A 21,321-nucleotide genomic window follows, 5' to 3' on the forward strand; every position below is an offset into this window, starting at 1 on the left:
GAGGACGAGCCGGTGTCCGACGACAACAAGGCCGTCGAGTACCTCAAGTGGGTGACCGCGGACCTGCGGCGCACCCGTGAACGCCTGTCCGAACTGGAGAGCGCGCAACGCGAGCCGATCGCGATCATCGGCATGGGCTGCCGGTTCCCCGGCGGGGTCGCCGGGCCCGAGCAGCTGTGGCGGCTGGTGGCGGACGAACGGGACGCGATCACCGAGTTCCCCGCCGACCGGGGCTGGGACGTCGCCGGGCGGTACGACCCGCAGCCCGGCAAGCCCGGCAAGACCTACACCAGGCACGGCGGCTTCCTGCACGACGCGGCCGAGTTCGACGCCGACTTCTTCCGGATCTCGCCCCGCGAGGCCACCGTCATGGACCCGCAGCACCGCCTGCTGCTGGAGGTCGCCTGGGAGGCGGTGGAGCACGCCGGCATCGACCCGCGCTCGTTGAGCGGCACCAAGACCGGTGTGTTCACCGGTATCGCCGCCCAGACCTACAACCAGTCCCTGGACCAGGAGGAGTACGCCGGCTACCTGGCGACCGGCGTGATCGGCAGCGTCGCCTCCGGCCGCATCGCCTACACCCTCGGGCTGGAGGGGCCGGCGGTCACCGTCGACACCGCGTGCTCGTCGTCGTTGGTGGCGATGCACCTGGCGGCGCAGGCGCTGCGGAGCGGGGAGTGCTCCCTCGCGCTGGCCGGCGGGGCCTCCGTCACCGGCAGCCTGGACGGCTGGCTGGAGTTCAGCGCGCAGGGCAACCTGGCCCCGGACGGCCGGTGCAAGTCCTTCGCCGACACCGCCGACGGCACCGGCTGGTCGGAGGGCGTGGGCCTGCTGCTGCTGGCCCGGCTGTCCGACGCGCGCCGGCTCGGCCACCCGGTGCTGGCGGTGATCCGGGGCAGCGCGGTGAACCAGGACGGCGCGAGCAACGGCATGACCGCGCCCAACGGCCCCGCGCAGGAGCGGGTGATCAACCAGGCGCTGGCCGCCTCGGGGCTGCGCCCGGAGGACGTGGACTTGGTGGAGGGTCACGGGACGGGTACGACGTTGGGTGATCCGATTGAGGCGCAGGCGTTGTTGGCGACTTATGGGCGGCGTTCCGGTGGTGGTCCGTTGTGGTTGGGGTCGGTGAAGTCGAATTTCGGTCATACGCAGGCCGCGGCGGGTGTGGCGGGTGTGATCAAGGTGGTGCAGGCGATGCGGCACGGTGTGTTGCCGAGGACGTTGCACGTGGATCGGCCGAGTTCGGAGGTGGATTGGGAGTCGGGTGCGGTGCGGTTGTTGTCGGAGTCGCGGCCGTGGCCTGAGGTGGGTCGTCCTCGTCGGGCGGGGGTGTCGTCGTTCGGGATCAGCGGCACCAACGCCCACGTGATCGTCGAACAGGAGGTGGAACCGGCGGAGGAGCGGAGCGCGCCGTCCATCGCGGTGACGCCCCTGGTGCTGTCCGCGCGGACCGCACCGGCGTTGCGGGCGCAGGCGGAGCGGATCGCCGCGTTCCTGCGTGAGCGTCCGGACGTGCCGCCGGTGGATGTCGGTTTCTCCCTGGCCACGACGCGCACGGCGTTCCCGTTGCGGGCCGCTGTGGTCGGTGCGGATCGGGAGGAGTTGGTGGCGGGGCTGGAGGAGTTCGCCGAGAGCGGTGAGGGCGTGTCTGCGCGTCCCGGCGGCTTGGCCTACCTGTTCTCGGGTCAGGGCGGGCAGCGGGTCGGCATGGGGCAGGGGTTGTACGCGGCGTACCCGGTGTTCGCGGCGGCGTGGGACGCGGCGTTGGACGCGGTGGAGGACGGTGTGTCCCCGTCGGTGCGGGAGGTGTTGGCCGGGCGCCCGGAGTTGTTGGACCGCACGGATTACGCGCAGGCCGGGTTGTTCGTGGTGCAGACGGCGTTGTTCCGGCTCTACGAGTCCTGGGGGCTCAGGCCGGACTGGTTGGTCGGGCACTCGGTGGGCGAGATCGCGGCGGCGCACGTCGCCGGTGTCTTCTCCCTCAAGGACGCGGCGCGACTGGTCACGGCACGGGGCAGGTTGATGGCGGCCCTGCCGGAGGGTGGCGCGATGATCGCCGTCGAGGCCACCGAGGACGAAGTGTTGCCCCTGCTGGACGACGAGGTGGGCCTCGCGGCGGTCAACGGACCCCGCTCGGTCGTCCTGTCCGGCAACCGGGAGGCCGTCGAGGCGGCGGCGGTCCGGTTCGCCGCCCAGGGACGTCGGACCAAGGCGCTGCGGGTGAGCCACGCGTTCCACTCGCCGCTGATGACGCCGGTGCTGGACAGGTTCCGCGAGGTGCTCGGCACGCTGTCCTTCGGCGAACCGGACATCCCGATCCTGTCCACGGTGACCGGCCGCCCGGTCGAGGACGACATGGCCGACCCGGACTACTGGGTCCGGCACGCCCGGCACGCCGTCCGGTTCCTGGACGCGGTGACCGCGCTGGACGCGGCGGGCGTGACGGCGCTGGTCGAACTCGGCCCGGACGGCACGCTGTCCGCGCAGGCCCAGCGCGTCCTGGACGACTCGCCGCGCGACCGGCACCTGGTGGTGCCGGCGCTGCGGCCCGACCAGGACGAGCCGCGCACCGCCTTGGGCGCGCTGGGCAGCCTGTACGAGGCCGGCGCCACCCCGGACTGGTCCGCGGTGTTCGGCGGTTCCGCGGCCGCGGTGGACCTGCCCACCTACCCGTTCCAGCGACGCCGGTACTGGCTGCCGGCCGGGTCCCCGGCCGAGGCGGGCGACCTCGGCCTCGTCCCGGCCGGGCACGCGCTGCTCGGCTCGCTCGCGCAGCACCCGGACGGGGCCGGGGTGCTGTTCACCGGGCGGCTGTCCACCTCCGCGCACCCGTGGCTGGCCGACGTGCCCGACGTGGCCGACGCGGTCGTGGCCGACCTGGCCCTGCACGCCGCCGACCAGACCGACTGCGACGTGGTCCGGGACCTCGTCCTGCACAGCCCGATCCGGCCGGCCGCGCGGTCCGCCACCGGGGTGCGGCTGGCCGTGGAACCGCCGGGGGAGCTCGGCGAGCGCCGGTTCACCGTCCACGCCCGCGAGGACACCGTGGACGGCGCGTGGGTGCTGGTGGCCGACGGCACGCTGGCCAGGCAGGTGGCGCTGGCCGAACCGCCCGACGCCGACTGGCCACCGGCCGGCGCGGTCGCCGAGGAGGTCGACGCGGAGTCGGCCGCGCTGGGCGTGACCGCCGTGCTGCGCCGCGGGGACGAGCTGTTCGCGGAGCTGGCCCTGCCCGCCGAGCACCTCGGCGCGGTCGCCGGGTTCGCCGTCCACCCGCTGCTCCTGCACGCCGCGCTGCGCCCGCGACCCGGCGGGGGCGCGCTGGTGCCGCGCCGCTGGCGGGGCGTCCGGCTGCACGCGTCCGTCGCGTCCGGCCTGCGGGTGCGCCTCACCGCGACCGGTGAGCACGCGTGGGCGCTGCGGGCCACCGACCCCGCCGGGCAGCCCGTGCTCACCGTCGACGAGATCGGCACCGCGCCGGCCACCGCGGCCCGCGGGCCGGAGCGCGACGCGGTGTTCCGGGTGACCTGGGTGCCCACCGCGCTGCCCACCCCGGCCCGGCGGCCCGGCTGGGCGCGGGCGACGGACCCCGGCGCCCTCGACGACCCGCCGGAGGTGCTGCTCGTCGGCCCGTACCCCGCCGGGTCGCCGGACGACCCGGTCGGGTCCGCCCACGCCGTGCTCCACCGCGCCCTGGTCGAACTGCGCGACCTGCTGGCGGAACCGGGGCTCGCCGGCACCAGGCTGGTCGTGCTCACCGAGGGCGCGGTCGCCACCGCCCCCGGCGAGGAGGCGGACCTCGCGGGTGCGGCGCTGTGCGGGCTGGTGCGGTCCGCGCAGTCCGAACACCCGGACCGGGTCGTGCTGGTGGACACCGAGCCCGGCCGCGAACCGGACGTCGACCGGGTGCTCGCCGCCGCCCTGGCCGTCGGCGAACCCCAGTTCGCGCTGCGGGCCGACCGCGTGCTGGTGCCCCGGATGGCCCGACTGCCGCTGCCGGCCTCCCCGGCCGCCACCTGGCGGTCGGACGGCACCGTGCTCATCACCGGCGGCACGGGCGCGCTGGGCGCGACCGTGGCCCGGCACCTGGTCACCCGGCACGGGGTCCGGCACCTGCTGCTGGCCGGTCGGCGCGGCCCGGCGGCGACGGGCGCCGCCGAGCTGGTCGCCGAACTGGAGGCCGCCGGCGCCCGGGTCACCGTGGCCGCCTGCGACGTCGACCGGCGGGAGGCCGTGCGCGACCTGCTGGCCGGCGTCCCGGACGCCCACCCGCTGACCGCCGTCGTGCACACCGCGGGCGTGCTGGCGGACGGCCTGCTCACCTCGCTGACCGCCGACGACCTGGACGCGGTGCTGCGGCCCAAGGTGGACGCCGCCTGGCACCTGCACGAGCTGACCGAGCACCTGGACCTGTCCGCGTTCGTGCTGTTCTCCTCGGTGAGCGGCGTGATGGGGACGCCGGGGCAGGCGAACTACGCCGCGGCCAACAGCTTCATGGACGCCCTGGCCGCGCGCCGCGCCGCGCGGGGCCTGCCCGCGGTGTCCGTGGCCTGGGGCCTGTGGGAGGGCACCAGCGCCATGACCGGGCACCTGACCGAGGTGCACCTCCAGCGCATGGCCAAGGAAGGTCTGCTGCTGCTCCCCGTCGAGCTGGGCATGGCCGTGCTGGACGCCGCCGCCGCGCAGCCGGAACCCGCGGTGATCGGCATGCCGGTGGACCTGTCCGCCACCCGCACCCACCCCGCGCAGCCCGTGCTGATGCGCGGCCTGACCCGCACCCGGGTCAGGCCGGGGTCGGCCGCGGCGGGGGTGGTCGGCGGTGGCGCGCTGCTGGACCGGCTGTCCGCGCTGGGCGACGCCGACCGCCGCGCCCTGCTGCGCGACGTCGTGCTGGACCACGCCACGGCGGTGCTGGGCCGGGACGAGCGACTGACCGCCGACCAGGTGTTCCAGGAGGCGGGCTTCGACTCGCTGACCGCCGTGGACCTGCGCAACCGCCTGGCCAAGGCGGTGCCCGTGCAGCTCCCGGCCACCGCGGTGTTCGACCACCGCACGCCGGACGCCCTGGTCGAGCGGCTGCTCGCCGACCTGCTCGGCGAGCCGGCGGCGGACACCGCGGGCGTCGACTTCGCGGGCGAGGTCGTCCTGGCGCCGGACATCACCGCGGCGACGTCGCCGCACCGCACCGCCGACCCCCGGCACGTGCTGCTCACCGGGGCGACCGGTTTCCTCGGGTCGTTCCTGCTGCGCGACCTGCTGCGGCACACCGGGGCCCGGGTGCACTGCCTGGTGCGCGGCGCCGACGACCGGGAGGCCGAGGACCGGCTGCGCCGGGCGGTCGTCCAGTACGACACCGGCGTCGAGCTGGACGACCGGGTCCGCGTCGTCCGCGGCGACCTCGGCCGACCGGGCCTGGGCCTCGCCGAGGGCGTCTTCGACGAGCTGGCCCGCACCGCGGACGTGGTGGTGCACGCGGGCGCGAACGTCAACTGGATCTACCCGTACCCGGAGCTGAAGCCGGTCAACGTGCGCGGCACCGAGGAGGTCCTCCGGCTGGCCGCCCGGCACCGCACGGTGCCGGTGCACTACGTGTCGTCCACCGGCGTCTACGGCCAGCTGCCCGGCGGCGCGCCCGTCACCGAGTCGGACCCCATCGGCCCGCCGGAGGCCCTGTCCAACGGCTACCGCCGGTCCAAGTGGGTCGCGGAGGGGATGATCGAGCTGGCCAGGGAGCGCGGCGTCCCGGTCTCGGTGTACCGGGTGGACTCGGTCTCCGGCGACCACGAGCGCGGCACCTGCCAGACGCAGGACTTCGTCTGGCTGAGCGTCCGCGGGATGCTCCAGGCCGGGGCGGCACCGGCCGGCGCCGCCCTCGCCTTCCACCCCACGCCCGTGGACTTCGTCAGCCGCGCGGTCGTCGCGCTGCTCGGCAGGCCGGAGAGCGTCGGCGAGACCTACAACGTGTCCAACGAGGACGCGCTGACCTTCGGCCAGGTCGTCGACCGGCTGCGGGAGTCGGGCTACGACATCGCCGAGCTGCCGAGGGAGGAGTGGGTGCGGCTGGTCCGCCGCGACCCGGCGAACGCGCTCACCCCGCTGCTCGACGTGTTCGAGACCGCGTTCGCGGTGGGCGGCGGCTACCCCGACATCGACACCAAGAAGCTCGACGCGGCGCTGGCGGGCACCTCCGTCGGCTGCCCGCGGGTGACCCGCGAGCTGCTGGACACCTACCTGGGGTTCTTCGTGCGCAGCGGCTACTTCCCGCCGCCGCCGGGCCGCTGAGGCTCGTCGCGTGCAGGTTCCCGAGCACCTCCGCGGGGCCGTTCCCCGGCCCTGCCGGCACACAGTGGATTCGCGCACACCGGGCGGCCCGCCGAGGCGGGCCCGGCGAAAGGTGGACATCGTGCAGAGCAGGAAGGCAGTGCTGACCGGCGGGCCCCGGACGTTCGACGGCGAGGTCGTCGAGCTGGTGGACGGGCTCGACGCGAAGGTCCGCGTCCCGCACGCCTCGGGCCACGAGCACTTCACGCGCAGCGAGGAGAGCAGGCTGGTGGACGGGGAGCACCTCCCGGTGTTCACCTGGTCGTACCGGACGAAGATCGCGGAGTGAGCCCCGGCGGACGGGTCCTCGGCGAGGGCCCGTCCGCCCGCCTCACGCGTCGGCGGGGGAGTACACGACCAGGCAGGCGTCGCCGCGCTCGTCCGCGCCGAGCACGGCCCGCCGCAGCCGGGTGTGCGCGCCGTCCGCCCGCCGGACCTCGACCACCGCGCACGCGCCGTCGGTGATGTGCTGCTCGCGCCACAGCTCGCGGAACACCGGGCTGGTGGCGGACAGCTCGCGCACGAGGGCGGCCACCCCCGGGTCGCCGGGGAAGCGGGCCGCCTGCACCCGGAACGCGCCGAGCAGCAGTTCGGCGGTGTCGAGCCAGCGGTGGTGCCGCTCGCCGAACGCGGCGTCGGTGAAGAAGTCGACCAGGCGGTTGCGGCCGACCCGCACGCCCAGGGTGTCGCGCGCCTCGGCGTTCGCCGCCTCGACCGCCCAGAGGCGGCCCAGCACGTAGGCCGGTCCGGTGCGCCAGCCGTGCGCCAACCGGGCCAGCCCGGCCGCCTGGAGGCCGGTCGGGGCGGCGTGCGGCGGCGGGGTGCGGTCGGCCAGCCGGTACAGGTGCGCGCGCTCGGCCGGGCTGAGCCGCAGCGCCTCGCTGACCGCGTCGAGCACCGCGTCGGAGACCTTGATGTCGCGGCCCTGCTCCAGCCACGTGTACCAGGACGCGCTGACCCCGGCGAGCGCCGCCACCTCTTCGCGCCGCAACCCCGGGGTGCCGCGCCGGCCGCTGGACGGCAACCCGACGTCGCTCGGGGAAAGGCGTGCCCTCCGTGAATGCAGGAACTCCCGGCGCATGGTCTTCTTCACCGCATTCTCACGCAAGACCACCGCATCCCCCGAGTCGACGTGGTCGAACACCGGTCAGCCTATTCGCTGCCGCGCGGCCTGTCCATCAGGCGCACCGGTGGAAAGCTTCGATCTTGTTCCGCCAATTGGATGTGATTAGGATCACTCCTTTCTCAGTGTTGGGAAAGTCTTTCGGTTCCGCTCCGTAAACCGCGTCGAACAAGGCTTTTCTCGCTGCTCAGAGCGTCTTTGGTGGGTGGCCGGCGCTCGGGGGACCGGCTCGATCAGCCTAGTCGTGCCCCATTTGCGGCATCTTCCGTGTGCGCGCTGTGACGTCCCCCCGGTGTCCAAGATTCTTTTTCGTCCGTCCGGGTGAAGACTTTGTGTGGTGCCTTTTGGTGCACACTTCGGCACGTCTTCCGCGTCAATCCCGTGATTCCTCCGCGCTTCCCGGGATGTTGCCGCGCGGTCGGTGGCCGTCCTACTTTCGAAGTATGGACAAGAGAACCTCGCCGGCGCTGAGCGCGCCCGCCCGCCGGCACGAGTTGCGCGATTTCCTCCGTTCTCGCCGGGCGAGGCTCGCCCCCTCCGACGTGGGGCTCGCGGTCGACGGCCGCCGCCGCACGCCGGGCCTGCGCCGCGAGGAGGTGGCGGTGCTGGCCAACGTGGGGCTGTCCTGGTACACGCTGCTGGAGCAGGGCAAGGACATCAACGTGTCCGAGCGCGTCCTCGACTCCGTCAGTCAGGCGCTGAAGCTGTCGCACGCCGAACGCGCGCACCTCTACAACCTGGTCGGCCTGGTACCACCGGCCCGGCACGTCGAGCCACCCGGCCGCGACGTCCGCGACCTGGTCCTGCTGGCCGACGGCTGGTCGCCCAACCCGGCCTACGTCCTGGACCGCCACTGGAACGTCGTCGCCGCCAACGTGGTGGCGCAGCGCGCGTTCAACCTCGCCGCGCCGCACGAGAACTGCTTCCACTCGTTCTTCCTCGAAGAGGGCGTCACGGACTTCTACCCCCAGGAGGAGGAGCTGGCCCGGGAACTCGTGGCGCAGCTGCGCGCCCAGGTCGCCCGCTACCCGGACGACCCGGTGCTGGAGCGGCTGGTGCTGGACCTGTCCGCGTCCAGCGACCGCTTCGTGTCCCTGTGGGGGTTGCAGGAACTGGTCGAGACCCCGTTGCGGCTGCTGCGGTTCCGCCACCCCGTCGTGGGCGTCCTCGCCTTCGAGCACGTGGCCCTGACCCCGATCGACCGGCCGGACCACCGGCTCATGCTCTACATGCCCGATCCCGCCTCCGACACGGTCGAGCGGTTGACCTACCTGGAGCGACTGGTGGTGCCAGTACCACGATAAGACGACACTGGTTGCACTCCTTCAACTGTGAATACGTTCGTCTGCGGGGGTCGGCGCGGGTGTGAGCGGTGCGCCACCGGCCGGAAGAGGATTCGTCGGGGCCGCCGCGTGCCGCCGCGCTCCCCGTCTCCGATGTCGCGGGCGCACCGCCTTCCGCCCGCGCAGGCTCCCCTCGGCTCCGGACCGGCCCCTGGCCGCCCGGTGCGTGGACTTCGCGGCGGAGAGGATGCGAGCATGGTTTGGACCTTGCGTCGCCGAACGGGGCGGACCGGGATCGGGTCCGCCGCGGTGGCGATCGGGCCCGCGTTCGTGGTGGCGGTGGCCTACGTCGACCCGGGCAACTTCGCGACCAACACGGCTGGGGGCGCCGCGCACGGCTACCTGCTGCTGTGGGTGATCGTGAGCGCGAGCGCGTTGGCGATGTTCGTGCAGCACCAGTCGGCCAAGCTCGGCGTGGCGACCGGCCGGAACCTGGCGGAGCTGTGCCGGGAGCACTACCCGCGGCCGGTCACCCGCCTGCTGTGGGTGCAGGCGGAACTGGTGGCCATGGCCACCGACCTGGCCGAGTTCGTCGGCGCGGCGGTGGCGTTGAACCTGCTGTTCGACGTGCCCCTGCTGGTCGGCGCGGTCATCGCGGCGGTGGTCTCGGCGGGGGTGCTGGCGCTGGCGCCCTCGGGACGCCGGCGCTTCGAGACGGTGATCGGCGGGATGCTGGCGGTCGTGCTCGCCGGCTTCCTCTACCAGGCGTTGCAGCTCGGGCCGCTCGACGGCCTGGCGGGCGGGCTGGTGCCGGGCTTCGCGGGCGTGGACAGCGTGCTGCTGGCCACCGGGATGCTCGGCGCGACGGTGATGCCGCACGTGATCTACCTGCACTCGGCGCTCACCCAGCACCTGCACTCGTCCGATGTGGACCGTCGACGGGTGCTGGTGCGCGCGGCCCGGGTGGACATCGCGGTCGCCCTGGGCCTCGCGGCGCTGGTCAACGCCACCATGCTGGTGGTGGCGGCCGACGCGCTGCACGGCACCGGCGTCGGCGAGTCGCTGGAGGAGGTGCACGCCGGGCTCGGCGCCGTGCTCGGGACGGGCGCGGCGCTGGCGTTCGCCCTGGCGCTGCTGGCCTCGGGGCTGGCCGCGTCCAGCGTCGGCACCTACTCCGGTCAGGTGATCATGGAGGGCTTCCTGCGCCGGCGCATACCCCTGTGGCTGCGCCGGCTGCTGACCATGGTGCCCCCGCTGGCCGTGCTGGCGTCCGGCGTCGACCCGACGCGCGCCCTCGTGCTCAGCCAGGTGGTGCTGTCCTTCGGCATCCCGTTCGCGCTCGTCCCGCTGGTGCTGCTCGGCAGGCGGCGCGACGTGATGGGAGCCCTGGTGAACCGCCGCGCGACGACGGCGGTCGGCGTGGTCGCGGCCGCGCTGGTGTCCGGGCTCAACCTCTTCCTGGTCGTCCGGGGGTTCACGGCATGAGCGGCGCGCGCGATCACCAGGAGGACGGCAGTGGACTGGGCGGAAGGTATCCCGAAACCGCTGGACGGCAGTTTCGAGGTCTACCGGTGGGCGCTCGGCCAGGACGACTTCAGCGCCGCGGAGGCGGCCGGCGCACTGGGCCGCACCCTCGACGAGGGCGAGCGGGTGATCGCCAACCTGCTCGCCATGAGGTTGATCAGGAGAACGGCCTCGGGACGTTACGTGCCGAGCAACCCGAGCGTCGCGGTGAACACCCTCCTGCCGTCGGCGGAACTCGAGGTGCTGGAACGGCAAGCCGAGCTCGATCATTTCCGGGAAGAGTTGAGGAATGCCGCTGAACAATTCCGCGAGAGCCGTTTCGGCATCCGCGGCGCGTCCGGGTGGGGTGTGGTGCCGGACGTCGTCTCGGTCCTCGCGCTCCTCCGTGAGGCGGCCGCGAACTGCACCATCGAGGTGGTGTCCGTGCAACCGGGCGGACCGCGCTCGGCGCAGGAGCTGCACGAGGCCGAGGAACGCGACCGGCGGATGCTGGCCCGTGGCGTGCGGATGCGGGTGCTCTACCAGCACACCGCCCGCTTCGACCCGAACACCCGCGAGCACGCCGAGAAGCTCATCACCGAGGGCGCCGAGTTCCGGACCGCCGAGGCGCTGTTCGGCAGGCTCATCATCTTCGACCAGGCCACGGCCTTCGTGCCCGCCCCGGCGGCGGGCCCCGGCGCCGCGGCGGTGGTCCGCGACCCCGCCCTCGTGGGGTTCCTGCACTCCTGCTTCGAGCAGGCGTGGGGCGGCGCCAAGGAGTTCGACACGCGCCGCGCGGCGCCCGACGTGATCGGCGACGACCTCAAGGTCGAGATCGTCAAGATGCTGGAGGCGGGCGCCAAGGACGACGCCATCGCCCGACGGCTGGGCCTGTCCGTGCGCACCTGCCGCAAGCACATCGGCCAGCTCATGCAGCGGTTCGGCGCGACGAGCCGCTTCCAGCTGGGCTACGCCGTGCGGGAGATGCGGTACGACGAGTCCTGACCCACCCGTGCTCGGGACGGCGGAACCGCCCTCGGCGGTTCCGCCGTCCGCCGTGCCCGCTCCCGGCGCGTTTCCCGGCCGACCGCCCGAGTCGTTCCGGAAGATGAAGTGCAGCTTCCTGCGCAGGGGCGCGGTGGAAGTCCGGCTGATTCCGTGTTTAACCTCGAAATGGCTGCGGGAAGACCTCGGGGGTACATCCCGGGCGTTTTGCCCGACCGAATCAACCGGTACTTGGGAGAAGAAATGTTCGATCGAAACCGTGGAAACCGCACCGCGCTCGACACCGGCTGGGGCGCGCAGGACTGACCGGTGGTCGCCCCGGCACGACTTCCCTCCCGCGCACGAGCACGGCGACACCCCATCGAGGTGAGTCATGTGGTTCGAGGTGCTGGGCCCGCTCCGGGTCCACGACGGTGATCGGCAGGTGCGGCTCGGCGGCGTCCGGCGGACCGCCACCCTCTGCTACCTGCTGCTGTACAGCAACGAGATGGTCCCGGTGAGCAGGTTGATGGACGCGGTCTGGCCGGCGGCGGCACCGCCGTCGGGCAAGCAGGTGCTGCACAACGCGGTGTTCCGGCTGCGCACCGCCCTGGCGGGCGCGCCCGGTGCCGACCCGCCGCTGCTGCTGCGGCGGGGACCCGGCTACCTGCTCAGCGTGGACGACGACCGGGTGGACCTCGCCCGCTTCCGCACCCTGTCCGAGCAGGGCCGGGCCGAGCTGTCGGCCGGGCTGTGGGAACGGGCGTCGGCCACGTTGAGCGCGGCGCTGGACTGCTGGCGGGGACCGGCGCTGGCCGACCTCGTCGAGCACGGCTACGACTGGCCGGAGATGAGGGCGCTGCGCGACGCCCGGACCGCGGCCGTGGAGCACCGGGTCGAGGCGGACATGGCGATGCGCCGCTACCGCGACGTCATCGGCGACCTGGCGGCGCTGGTCGAGGCCGAACCCCTGCGCGAGCGGGCGTGCGGCAACCTCATGCTCGCGCTCTACCGGTGCGGGCGGCGGTCGGACGCCCTGGGCGTCTACCGGCGCACCCGGGCCGCCCTCGTCGAGGGGCTCGGGCTGGAACCCAGCCCGCCGCTGCGGGAGCTGGAGCGGGCGATCCTCGACCGCGAGCCCGGCCCCGACGCGGCACTCGCCCCGGCGGGCACCCGAGGCGGGCGCTGAGGGCCCACCTCACCGCGCCGGGTCGAACTCGGCGAAGGAGCCGTAGCGGCCGCGGTGGAACACCAGGGGCTCGGCGGGCGACTCGCCGACCTCCAGCGCGAGCACCCCGGCGACGACGATCACGTGGTCGCCGCCGGGGTGCTCCGCCGCCACCTCGCACCCGATGCCCGCGACCGCCCCCTCCAGGGCCGGCCCGAACGGGGTGGGCGTCCACGGCACGCCGGCGAACCGGTCCACGCCGCGCGCGGCGAACCGGCGGCTCAGGTGCTCGTGGCCGCGGTCCAGGACGTTCACCCGGAACCTGCCCGCCGCCCGGACCGCGGGCCAGGTGGACGAGCCGAGCCCCACGCAGAACAGCACCAGCGGGGGCTCCAGCGACACCGAGGTGAACGAGTTGCACGCCAGGCCCACCGGGAGCCCGAGCCGGTCGGTCGCGGTGATCACCACGACCCCGGTCGGCAGGTGCCCCAGGGTGTTCCGGAAACGCGTTGCGTCGATCCTGCCCACGTTCGTCCCCGTTCTTCTCGCGCGGTCGTGGGGAAACGGTAGTCCCGCGCCCGCCGCGACAGCTGTGGCCGCGGCACCAAAGTCCGCCGCGGATTTGGTCCCCCGGCGCGCCGGACCGCCCGGGAACGCCACCCGCGCCGCGTTATCCGCGGGTTAGCGGTGGGTTATCCGGGATCACCAGGATGAAGTGGACGCGGCAGCCGAACGGCTCGGGCGCCACTCCGCGAGCCCCGTGCGCCGCGACGGCGCGGGCCCGCCCTTCCCGAGCGAGAACGGGGTACACATGAGCGCACCGATCACCCGGACCGACGCCATCGCGGTCGTCGGCGCGGCCTGCCGCCTGCCCGGCGCCGACGACCCGGCCGGGTTCTGGCGGCAGCTGGCCGAGGGCCGCAGCGCGGTGGTCGAGGTCGAACCCGGCCGCTGGGCGGGCGTGGTGCCCGGTGCGGACCTGTTCGACGCGGCGTTCTTCGGCATCACCCCGAGGGAGGCCGCCGACCTCGACCCGCAGCAGCGGCTGGTGCTGGAGCTGGGCTGGGAGGCCGTCGAACGGGCGGGCACCCCGCCCACCGCGCTGCGCGGCACGGCGACCGGTGTGTTCGTCGGCGCGATGGCCGACGACTACGCGGTGCTCGCGGCGCGCGGCGGCACCGGCGCGATCACCCGGCACACGCTGACCGGCCTCAACCGCGGGATGCTCGCCAACCGCCTGTCCCACGCCCTCGGCCTGCACGGCCCCAGCCTGACCGTCGACTCCGGGCAGTCCTCGTCGCTGGTCGCGGTGCACCTGGCGTGCGAGAGCCTGCGCCGCGGCGAGTCCGAGCTGGCCCTGGTGGCGGGCGTGCACCTCAACCTCGCACCGGACAGCACGGTCCGCGTCGAACGGCTGGGCGCGCTGTCCCCGGACGGCCGCAGCTTCACCTTCGACGCCCGCGCCAACGGCTACGTGCGCGGCGAGGGCGGCGTGGCCCTGCTGCTCAAACCGCTCGCGGCGGCCGAGGCCGACGGCGACCGGGTGCTCGGCGTGCTGCTGGGCAGCGCGGTGAACAGCGACGGCGCGACCGACGGGCTCACCACCCCGGACGCGCGCGGCCAGGCCGCCGTGATCACCGCCGCGCACCGCCGGGCGGGGGTGGACCCCGCCGACGTCGCCTACGTGGAGCTGCACGGCACCGGCACCAGGGTCGGCGACCCGGTCGAGGCGGCGGCGCTGGGCGCGGTGTTCGGGCGCGACGCCGCCACCCCGCTCGCCGTGGGCTCGGTGAAGACCAACACCGGCCACCTGGAGGGCGCGGCGGGCATCACCGGCCTGCTCAAGGTGCTGCTGTCGCTGGCCAACGGCGGCCTGCCGCCCAGCCTGAACTTCGAGCGCCCCCACCCGGACGTGCCGCTCGACGCGCTGGGCCTCGCCGTGCAGCGGGAGTACCGGGAGCTGCCCGGTCCCGCGGTCGCCGGTGTGTCCGCGTTCGGCATGGGCGGCACGAACTGCCACGTCGTCGTGGCGAGCCCGCCGCGCACCCCGGTGCCGTTCCGCGCCCGGCGCCGCCCGACCGCCGTCGCCTGGCCGGTGTCGGCGGCCTCGCCCGCCGCGCTGCGCGGCCAGGCCGGGCGGCTGCACGACCACGTCGCCGCGCACGAGCACCTGCCGCCGCACGACGTCGCCCTGTCCCTCGCCGTGGACCGCCCGCACCTCGACCACCGCGCCGTCGTGGTCGGCGCCGACCGGGAGGCCCTGCTGGACGGGCTCGCCGCGCTGCGCGACGGGGGCCAGGCCGCGGGCCTGGTGCGCGGCCGGCGCCGGAGCACCACCGGCGGCACGGTGTTCGTCTTCCCCGGTCAGGGCACCCAGTGGCCGGGCATGGCCCGCGCCCTGCTCGCCGACGAACCGGTGTTCGCCGCCTCCCTGGTCGACTGCGCCGACGCGCTCGCCCCGCACGTGGACTGGTCGCTGTTCGACGTGCTGCGGGAACGGCCCGGCTCGCCGTCGCTCGACCGGGTGGACGTGGTGCAGCCGGTGCTGTTCGCGGTCATGGTGTCGCTGGCCGCGCTGTGGCGCTCGGCGGGCGTGCGGCCGGACGCGGTGATCGGCCACTCCCAGGGCGAGATCGCCGCCGCGCACGTCGCGGGCGCGCTGACGCTGGCCGACGCGGCGGCGGTGGTGGCGCTGCGCAGCAGGGCCCTCACCGGCATCACCCGGGCCGGCGGCATGGCGTCCGTGCCGCTGCCGGCGGCCGGGGTGCGCGACCGGGTCGCGGGCGGGCCGCTCGCCGTCGCCGCCGTGAACGGGCCGTCGTCCACCGTCGTCTCCGGCGACCGGGACGCGCTGGAGCGGCTCGTCGCGGACTACCGGGACGAGGGGGTCAACGCCCGCGTCGTGCCGGTGGACTACGCCTCGCACTGCGACCACGTGGAGGAGATCCGCGACGAGCTGCTGGGCGTGCTGTCCGGCGTCCGGCCGCGCGCCGCCGAGCTGCCGTTCTACTCGACGGTGACCGCCGGCCCCCTGGACACCACCGGCCTGACCGCCGGGTACTGGTACCGCAACCTGCGCGGCACCGTCGACTTCCAGGGCGCGGCGTCCCGGGCGGTGCAGGCCGGGCACCGGACGTTCGTCGAGGTCAGCGCCCACCCCGTGCTGGGGGTCGGCATCGAGGCGCTGCTGGCGGAGGCCGGCGTGGACGGCCTCGTCACCGGCACGCTGCGCCGCGACCACGGCGGGCGGGGCACGTTCCTGACCTCGCTGGGGCGCGTGCACGCGAGCGGCGTCGAGGTGGACTGGCGGGCGACCGCGCGCGCCGGCGCCCGCCGCGTGGAACTGCCGACCTACGCGTTCGACCGGCGGCGGCACTGGCTGCCGGGCGCCCCCGGACCGGCCGCGCCCCTCGCGGATCGGGCCGACGTCGTGGAGCCGGACCTCGCGGAACCGGCCGGCGTCGGGCGAGCGGTGGACGGGCCCGCGCCCGACCGGGTCGACTTCGCGGCGCTGGTGCGGCAGACGGCCGCCGTCGTCCTCGGCACCGCGCCGGACCCGCTCGACCTCGACCGGCCGTTCCGCGACCTCGGGTTCGACTCGGCGGGCGTGGTCGAGTTCCGCGACCTGCTCGGCCAGGCCACCGGCCTGCGCCTGCCCGCCACCTTGACCTTCGAGCACCCGACGCCCGCCGCCGTGGTCCGCCACCTCTCCGGCGACACCCCCGCGCCCGCGCCGCCCCCGGCCGCACGGGTCGTCGAGGACGAGCCCATCGCGATCGTGGCGGTGAGCGGCCGGTGGCCCGGTGGCGCGGACACGCCCGACGCGCTGTGGCGGCTGGCCCTGGACGGGGTCGACGCGATCGGGCCGTTCCCGGACAACCGCGGCTGGGACCTGGACGCCCTGTACGACCCGGGCGGCGCGCCCGGCACCACCTACACCCGGCAGGGCGGCTTCCTGCACGACGCCGACCGGTTCGACGGCGACTTCTTCGGGGTGCCGCCGCGCGAGGCCGCCGTCATGGACCCCCAGCAGCGGCTGCTGCTGGAGTCGTCCTGGGAGCTGCTGGAGAACGCGGGCATCGAGCCGGGATCGCTGCGCGGCAGCCGGACCGGCGTGTTCGTCGGCCTCACGCCCCACGACTACGGACCGCCCCTGCACCGCACGCCGCGCGGCCACGAGGGGCACGCCCTGACCGGCGGCACGGCGAGCGTCGCCTCCGGCCGGCTGTCCTACGTCTACGGGCTGGAGGGCCCGTCGCTCAGCGTGGACACCGCGTGCTCGTCGTCGCTGGTGTCGGTGCACCTGGCGGTGCAGTCGCTGCGGCGCGGCGAGTCCGACCTGGCGCTGGCCGGCGGGGTGGCGGTGATGTCGTCGCCCGGCATGTTCACCGAGTTCAGCCGCCAGCGCGGGCTGGCCGCGGACGGCCGCTGCAAACCGTTCTCCGACCGGGCGGACGGCACGGCGTGGGCGGAGGGCGTCGGCCTCGTGCTGCTGGCCCGGCTGTCCGACGCGCGGCGGCTCGGCCGGCCCGTGCTGGCGCTGGTGCGCGGCACGGCGGTCAACTCGGACGGCGCGTCCAACGGCCTCACCGCGCCCAGCGGGCCCGCCCAGGAGCGGGTGGTCCGCGCCGCGCTGGCCGACGCGGGCCTGCGCCCGGCCGACGTGGACGCGGTGGAGGCGCACGGCACCGGCACCGCGCTCGGCGACCCGGTCGAGGCGCGGGCCCTCATCACGGCGTACGGCGACCGGCCCGCCGACCGGCCGCTGCTGCTGGGCTCGGTGAAGTCGAACATCGGCCACACCCAGGCCGCCGCCGGCGTCACCGGCGTGATCAAGATGGTGCACGCGCTGCGCGAGGGCACCCTGCCCGGCACCCTGCACCTGGACGTCCCGTCCCGGCACGTGGACTGGGCGGCCGGTCCGGTCGAACTGCTGACCGGCGCCCGGCCGTGGCCGGAGGTGGACCGGCCGCGCCGGGCGGGCGTGTCGTCGTTCGGGATCAGCGGGACGAACGCGCACGTGGTGCTGGAGCAGGCGCCGGGCGCCGCGCTCCCGGCGGGCGAGGTGGCCCCGGTGGTGCCGCTGGTGCTGTCCGGCCGCACGGACGAGGCGGTGCGCGACCTCGCCGCCCGCCTGGCCGAGCGCGTCGGCGCGCACCGGCCCGCCGACGCGGGCCTGACCCTGGCGTCGCGGGCGGTGCACGAGCGGCGCGCCGCGGTCGCCGGCCGGACCCCGGACGAGCTGGTCGCGGGGTTGCGCGCGCTCGCGACGGGCGGCCCGGTCGGTGGACCGGCCCCGGCCGGGCTGGTGTTCCTGTTCTCGGGGCAGGGCGGGCAGCGGGTCGGCATGGGCTCGGGGCTGCGCGGGGCGTTCCCCGTGTTCGCGTCGGCGTTCGACGAGGCCGTGGCGGCGGTGGACGCCGCGCTGGCGGGCCACGTCGACCGCCCGCTGCGCGAGGTGGTCGCGGACGACGCCGACCGGCTCGACCGCACGGTCTACGCCCAGGGCGCGCTGTTCGCCTTCCAGACCGCCCTGTTCCGGCTGTTCGAGTCGTGGGGCGTGCGCCCCGACCGGCTGATCGGGCACTCGGTGGGGGAGATCGCCGCCGCGCACGTGGCCGGCGTCGTGCCGCTGGAGGACGCGGCGCGGCTGGTGGCCGCCCGCGGCCGGTTGATGGACGGGCTGCCGGGCGGCGGGGCGATGGCGGCCGTGGAGGCCACCGAGGACGAGGTCCTGCCGCTGCTGGGGGAGGGGCTGGCGGTGGCGGCGGTGAACGGGCCGTCCTCGGTGGTCGTCTCGGGCGACGCGCGGCGGCTGGACGAGGTCGTCGGGCACTTCACGGGTGCGGGGCGCCGGGTGAAGCGGCTGCGGGTGAGCCACGCGTTCCACTCGCCGCTGATGGACCCGGTGCTCGACGAGTTCCGCGAGGTCGTCGCCGCGATCCCGTTCGGCGCACCGGAAATCCCGATCGTGTCCACCGTGACCGGTGAGCCGGCGCGGTCCTTCGACGCCGACCACTGGGTGCGCCACGTGCGCGGCACGGTCCGCTTCCACGAGGCACTGTCCTCGGTGGACGCCGGTCGCTTCCTGGAGGTCGGGCCGGACGGGGCGCTGACCGCGCAGGCGCGGCGGACCGCCGAGGACGCCGCGGTGGTGCCCGCCTCGCGGGCCGACCAGGACGAGGCGGTGGCCGCGGTCCGCGCGCTCGGCGAGCTGTGGGTCGCGGGCGTCGGGTTCGACCCGGTGGCGGTGTTCGGCGCGGGCGCGGCGCGCGCGGCGCTGCCGACCTACCCGTTCCAGCGCCGCCGGCACTGGCTGGACGCGGGCGCCGACGCGCCGGTCGACGGGCACCCGCTGCTCGACGCCTCCGTCGGGCTGGCGGGCGGCGGCGCGGTGCTCACCGGGCGGCTGTCGCTCCGCGCGCACCCCTGGCTGGTCGACCACGCCGTGCTCGGCGGCCCGCTGCTGCCCGGCACCGCGTTCCTCGACCTCGCGCTGCGCGCCGCCGCCGACGCGGGCTGCGCGGCGGTCGAGGAGCTGACCCTGCTGCGCCCGCTGGTGCTGCCGGAGGACGGCGTGGTGCGGGTGCAGGTCGAGGTGGGCGACCCGGACGGCGACGGCCGGCGGCCGGTGGCCGTGCACGCCCGCGCGGGCGACGACGAGTGGGTCCGGCACGCCGAGGGCCTGCTGGCCCCGGACCCGGTGGCCGCGCCCGGACCGGTCGACGTGCCGGCCGGGGCGGAGCGGCTCGACGTGGACGCGCTCTACCGCGACCTGGCGGACCGCGGCTACGACTACGGGCCCGCCTTCCGGGCGCTGCGCGCGGCCTGGCGGCACGGCGACGAGCTGTTCGCCGAGGTGGAGCTGCCCGAGGGCGTGCCGGGCGGGTTCGCGCTGCACCCCGTGCTGCTCGACGCCGCCCTGCACCCGCTGGTGGGCGTCGGCGAGGGCGTGGCGCTGCCGTTCTCCTGGTCCGGCGTCGGGGTGGCGGGGCCGACCGGCGCGGTGCTGCGCGCCAGGCTGACGCCGTCGCCCGACGGGGTGGCGCTGGCGGTCGTGGACGTCGACGGCCGGCCGGTGGCGTCCGCGCGGTCGCTGCGCCTGGTGCCCGTGACGCCCGACCAGGTCGCCGCCGGTGGCGCCCGGCCGCACGTCGTGGCCTGGTCGCCGGTGCCCACCGCGGGCACCGAGCCGTTCGCGCTGGTCCGGCCCGGTGACCCGGTGCCGCCCGGCCGGTCGGCACTGGTGCTCGACACGCGCGGCGCGCGCGGCGACGACGTGCCCGCCGAGGCGCGGCGCGTGCTGGCCGACGTGGTCGGCGCGCTGCGGGCGGCGGCGGTGCGGGACCGGCCGCTGGTGGTGCTGACCTCCGGCGCGGTGGCCACCGCGCCCGGGGAGGACGTGCCCGACCTGGCGGCGTCCGCGCTGTGGGGCCTGGTGCGCGCGGTGCAGGCCGAGGAACCCGGCCGGGTCGTGCTGCTCGACGTGGACGACCACGGCGACCGGCACGTGTCGGCCGCCCTCGCCGCCGGCGAGCCCCAGGTGGCCGTGCGGCGCGGGGTCGTGCTGGCGCCCCGCCTGGCCCGCGCGACCGGCGGCGCGCCGGGACGGCCGCTCGACCCGGCCGGCACGGTCCTGGTCACCGGCGGCACCGGCACGCTCGGCGCGCTCACCGCCCGGCACCTGGTCACCGCGCACGGCGCCCGGCACCTGCTGCTCACCAGCCGGCGGGGACCGGGCGCGCCCGGTGCGGCCGACCTGGTCGCCGACCTGGCGGCGCTGGGCGCGGAGGCCAGGGTGGTCGCCTGCGACGCGGGCGACCCGGACGACCTGGCCGCGCTGGTGGCGGGCGTCCCCGCCGCCCACCCGCTGACCGCCGTCGTGCACGCGGCGGGCGTGCTCGCCGACGCCACGTTCGACCGCCTGACCGAGGCCGACGCCGACGCCGTGCTGCGGCCCAAGGCCGACGCCGCCTGGCACCTGCACCGGCTCACCCGCGACGCCGACCTGGCCGCGTTCGTGCTGTTCTCCTCGGCGGTCGGCGTGCTCGGCAACCAGGGCCAGTCCGCCTACGCGGCGGCCAACGCGTTCCTCGACGCGCTGGCCCACCACCGCACGGCCCGCGGCCTGCCCGCGACCTCCCTGGCGTGGGGCCCGTGGGCCGGGGCGGGCGGCATGGCGGACGGGGTGTCCGCCGCCGACGTCGCCCGGCTGGGCAGGCGGGGCCTCGCGACCATGTCCGCCGCGCACGGCCTCGCGCTGCTCGACTCCGCCCTCGCCGCACCGGGACCGCTGCTCGTGACGGCCCGCCTGGACACCGCCGGCTGGTCGGCCGACACCGGGTCGCCGCTGGTGGCCGGCCTGGTGCGCGCCGCGCCCCGCCGGCCCGCCCCGCCCACCCGGTCCGTGGCCGACGACCTGGTCGGGCTCGCGGACGAGGACCGGCTCGCCCTGCTGCTGGACCTGGTGCAGAGCACCGCCGCGGGCGTCCTCGGGCACGACGACCCCGGCGCCGTCCGCCCGGACGCCGGTTTCCTGGACGACGGGTTCGACTCGCTGACCGCCCTGGAACTGCGCACCCGGCTCGCCGCGGCGGTGGGCGCGCGGCTGTCCACGACGCTCGTGTTCGACCACCCGACCCCGAGGGCGGTGGCCGCGCACCTGGACGAACTGCTGGCCGGCGACCGACCGGCGACCGGCGTGGAGCGGATCGACGCCGCGGTGGACGCCGTGCTGGCCGACCCGACCGCCGACCGCGCGGCCGTCGTCACCAGGCTGGGCGACCTGCTGCGCCGCCTCGACCCGGAGGCCACGGCCGTGGCCGAGCTGGCCGGGTCCTCCGACGACGAGCTGTTCGCCCTGATCGACCAGGAGCTGCACGCGCCCTGACCCGCGCGGGACCACCGGCGGGCGGCACGCGGCCCTCGTCGTCGCCGTA

At 75.8% G+C, this 21,321-nt stretch carries 8 protein-coding genes and 1 pseudogene; 7 read left to right on the plus strand and 2 right to left on the minus strand.

What is annotated here, in order from left to right; all coding sequences use genetic code 11:
* Positions 1–36: 36 nt before the first annotated feature.
* Both ACR807_RS22490 and ACR807_RS22495 read left to right on the plus strand, forming a co-directional pair.
* Positions 37–6,282 (plus strand): annotated as a pseudogene (locus tag ACR807_RS22490) (type I polyketide synthase); the annotation flags it as partial.
* A 121-nt stretch (positions 6,283–6,403) separates the two neighbouring features.
* Positions 6,404–6,610: a DUF5988 family protein gene (locus ACR807_RS22495; protein ID WP_438923355.1), complete on the plus strand. Its 207-nt coding sequence runs from the start codon at positions 6,404–6,406 to the stop codon at positions 6,608–6,610.
* Positions 6,611–6,652: 42 nt separating this feature from the next.
* Here the strand turns inward: ACR807_RS22495 and ACR807_RS22500 are convergent, their stop codons facing one another.
* The gene (locus ACR807_RS22500; RefSeq protein ID WP_438923356.1) at positions 6,653–7,429 is read right to left on the minus strand and encodes a helix-turn-helix transcriptional regulator; all 777 of its coding nucleotides are present in this window, start codon (positions 7,427–7,429) and stop codon (positions 6,653–6,655) included.
* 458 nt (positions 7,430–7,887) lie between these two features.
* On the opposite strand from ACR807_RS22500, the gene ACR807_RS22505 reads away from it, so the two are divergent.
* The 4 genes from ACR807_RS22505 to ACR807_RS22520 all read left to right on the plus strand — a co-directional run bounded on the left by ACR807_RS22505 (position 7,888) and on the right by ACR807_RS22520 (position 12,403).
* A complete protein-coding gene (locus ACR807_RS22505) occupies positions 7,888–8,748 on the plus strand; it encodes a helix-turn-helix transcriptional regulator (RefSeq protein ID WP_438923357.1) in 861 nt (286 codons plus the stop codon).
* 234 nt (positions 8,749–8,982) lie between these two features.
* Positions 8,983–10,212 carry an Nramp family divalent metal transporter gene (locus ACR807_RS22510; RefSeq protein WP_438923358.1) on the plus strand — a complete coding sequence of 410 codons (1,230 nt, stop codon included), beginning with the start codon at positions 8,983–8,985 and terminating at the stop codon, positions 10,210–10,212.
* A 30-nt stretch (positions 10,213–10,242) separates the two neighbouring features.
* A complete protein-coding gene (locus ACR807_RS22515) occupies positions 10,243–11,235 on the plus strand; it encodes a helix-turn-helix transcriptional regulator (RefSeq protein ID WP_438923359.1) in 993 nt (330 codons plus the stop codon).
* Positions 11,236–11,608: 373 nt separating this feature from the next.
* Entirely contained in the window at positions 11,609–12,403 is a 795-nt protein-coding gene (locus tag ACR807_RS22520; protein WP_438923360.1) for an AfsR/SARP family transcriptional regulator, read from the plus strand.
* A 9-nt stretch (positions 12,404–12,412) separates the two neighbouring features.
* On the opposite strand, the gene ACR807_RS22525 is transcribed toward ACR807_RS22520, so the two are convergent.
* Positions 12,413–12,910, minus strand: a complete 498-nt coding sequence (locus ACR807_RS22525; RefSeq protein WP_438923361.1) for a flavin reductase family protein — start codon at positions 12,908–12,910, stop codon at positions 12,413–12,415.
* 283 nt (positions 12,911–13,193) lie between these two features.
* Between ACR807_RS22525 and ACR807_RS22530 the strand changes: the two genes are divergently transcribed.
* Positions 13,194–21,272, plus strand: a complete 8,079-nt coding sequence (locus tag ACR807_RS22530) for a type I polyketide synthase (RefSeq protein ID WP_438923362.1) — start codon at positions 13,194–13,196, stop codon at positions 21,270–21,272.
* The last annotated feature ends 49 nt before the right edge of the window (positions 21,273–21,321 follow it).

This window comes from Saccharothrix sabaoui, from assembly GCF_051756985.1.
Lineage (GTDB): Bacteria > Actinomycetota > Actinomycetes > Mycobacteriales > Pseudonocardiaceae > Actinosynnema.